This is a genomic window from Mycobacterium sp., from assembly GCF_008709575.1.
In the GTDB taxonomy this organism is placed as follows: Bacteria; Actinomycetota; Actinomycetes; order Mycobacteriales; family Mycobacteriaceae; genus Mycobacterium.
The window spans coordinates 1-2,227 of the sequence record NZ_VYIK01000128.1 but is presented as its reverse complement, the minus strand read 5'-3'; the positions used below and the strand labels follow the sequence as shown (position 1 = coordinate 2,227).

At 65.8% G+C, this 2,227-nt stretch carries 3 protein-coding genes and 1 pseudogene; 2 read left to right on the top strand and 2 right to left on the bottom strand.

What is annotated here, in order from left to right:
• Positions 1 to 1,205: PE-PPE domain-containing protein (locus tag F6Q13_RS17170; protein WP_293059125.1), on the top strand; the 1,205-nt coding region annotated here is incomplete at its 5' end.
• On the opposite strand, the pseudogene F6Q13_RS17165 reads toward F6Q13_RS17170, so the two are convergent.
• Positions 1,129 to 1,353: pseudogene (locus tag F6Q13_RS17165) on the bottom strand (hypothetical protein); the annotation flags it as partial. The gene F6Q13_RS17170 and the pseudogene F6Q13_RS17165 overlap by 77 nt on opposite strands.
• 215 nt (positions 1,354 to 1,568) lie before the next feature.
• Positions 1,569 to 1,826 (bottom strand): hypothetical protein, encoded by a 258-nt coding sequence (locus F6Q13_RS17160; RefSeq protein WP_293059123.1) that lies wholly within the window; start codon positions 1,824 to 1,826, stop codon positions 1,569 to 1,571.
• Between the two features lie 195 nt (positions 1,827 to 2,021).
• Between F6Q13_RS17160 and F6Q13_RS17155 the strand changes: the two genes are divergently transcribed.
• Positions 2,022 to 2,227, top strand: a 206-nt coding sequence (locus F6Q13_RS17155) for a hypothetical protein (protein WP_293059121.1), incomplete at its 3' end; no start/stop codon positions are given.

Here is a 2,227-nt window from a genome sequence, read left to right as displayed (position 1 = left end):
CGGTCGCCGAGCAACTCGGCCAGGGAAACCACGTCGTCGTGTTCGGCTACTCGCAGAGCGCGACCGTCGCCACCGTCTACGAGGACTATCTGGCCACCCTGCCGCCCGACGCCCGGCCGAGCCCCGACCAGCTGTCCTTCGTGCTGATCGGTGATCCCGACAACCCCGACGGCGGGCTGCTTGAGCGGATCGCCGGCGTCTACGTCCCGGCGCTGGGTGTGCAGGGCTACGGCGCGACCCCCGACGATCTCTACCCCAGCGTCATCTACACGCTGCAATACGACGGTTTCGCCGACTTTCCGCAGTACCCGATCGATATCCCCGCCGACCTCAACGCGGACCTGGGCATGCTGCTGGTGCACCCCACATATCCGGACCTCACCGCCGAGCAGGTTGGCGCCGGCGTGGTCGAACCGGTGACTCCGGCCGATACCGACACCACCTACATCCTGATTCCCAGCCAGAATCTGCCGCTGCTGGAACCCCTGCAGGGTGTCGTGCCCGCACCGCTGCTGGATCTCATCGAGCCGCCGCTGCGCGACATCATCAACCTGGGCTATGACCCGACGGCACCGGCGAACGTGCCCACCCCGGCCACGCTGTTCCCGCTGGACAACCCCATCACCGTCGTCGTCGACTTTCTCCGGTCGATCGGACAGGGCGTCAACGACGCGCTGGCAGCACAAGGACTGCCGGCTTTGCCGTCGCTGCCGGACGTGCCGATCGTGTCCACCCTGATGAACTCGCTGACCGCGACCAGCACGTTCACCCCTCCCAGCCTGACGCTGGATGTTCCGCCACAGATCGGCGAGCTCATCGAGGGTCCGCTCCGAGGCCTGGATTCGCTGGTCGCCGGCGCCGTCGACGACCACCTCGATCCCGCGATCCAGTCAATCGTGTTCGGCATCGGCTCGGCGCTCACGACCGTTGCCACCGACGTGGACGCTCCCGCCGCGATCACCAACGCCGTCTATGTCGGCGAGCAGCTGTCAACCTTCGAACTGGAGATTCCCGGTCTTTTCGTCACGAATGTCACCCAAGATCTGGTTACCGCGGTGGAAGATCTGGCCATCGGTGACATCAGCGGGTTCGGTCAAGAACTCCAAACCATCGGCGCTGACAGCATCATCATGGACAACTTCGCAGCCGCCTTCGCCATCGAGGCCCTCCAGGCCATCGCAACCGGTGTGCCGCTGGGCATCTGATCTCGCGCCGGCTTCTCAGCGTGGCCGACCGGACCACCACCACGGACCTGGTCCGCGGGTCCTCGTCGCGCAACAGCGCGATCACCCGGCCGCCGAGAGCACTGGCAGCGTAGATGCCGCCGATTCGGGACCGGCAGCCTGCACTGTTACGGTCAGACGGTGGCAAATCCGGCCATCCTGCGGCCGGATATCCGCTCGACCGAATGAAGGTCCAAGCAACGACGCCAGCACGGCTCGCCACGAAACCGCAGTAGGCGGCAAAGTGATCGCTGACCGTGACGGGGCGGTCGTGTCGGCGGCATCCGGATGTCTGACAATTGCCCGGTTGGCTATCCGATTGGGCGCGAGTTGACGTTGCGGCGGTCATAATTCTCCCCGACAGCGAAGTTCCTCCCGCAGGTTTTCCACTGCTTCGTCCTGGTCAGTGCCCAAATCCTGCATCACCGTCATTTCGGTGCCGGTCCAGTAGGCGCCCGCCCAGTTACCGTCGTCGTCGGGCGGGATCACCAGGAAATCGTGAGCGATCTTGATATGGTCGACAACGTCGTTCCATGACGTGCCCGGCGCAACCACACCGACGGGTGGGAAGTCATCGTCGTCGTAGGTCAGTCCTTCGAGCACCTACCACCTCCTGGCCGTAGTGCTGGAATTGTCCGCCTCATACCGGCCGGGTGCCGTCTCATCGTGGAACCGACGCCGCGCGGGAAACGTCCTGCTATCCGCCCGCTTGGCGCGCTATGTTTCAGCGTGCCAGTCCCGGGCGACGGCGGTGATACATTCGACGCGCGCCGAACAGCGTCCCGGGAGGTGCCGGCGATGGGACATCCTGCAGTGTGCCGACTAAGCTTGGCAGCGACCGCAGCCGCACTCGCGGGGGGCTTGACCGCGGCGAGCTGGGCGGTCGCGTGGGCCGATGACGCTGACATCGCCTTGGTCATGGACGGCACCCGGCCGTGCTGCGTGACGACGCTGACACCTCCGGCGCTGCCCGGCCCCCCGTACACCACCGAGGTCGACCAGCT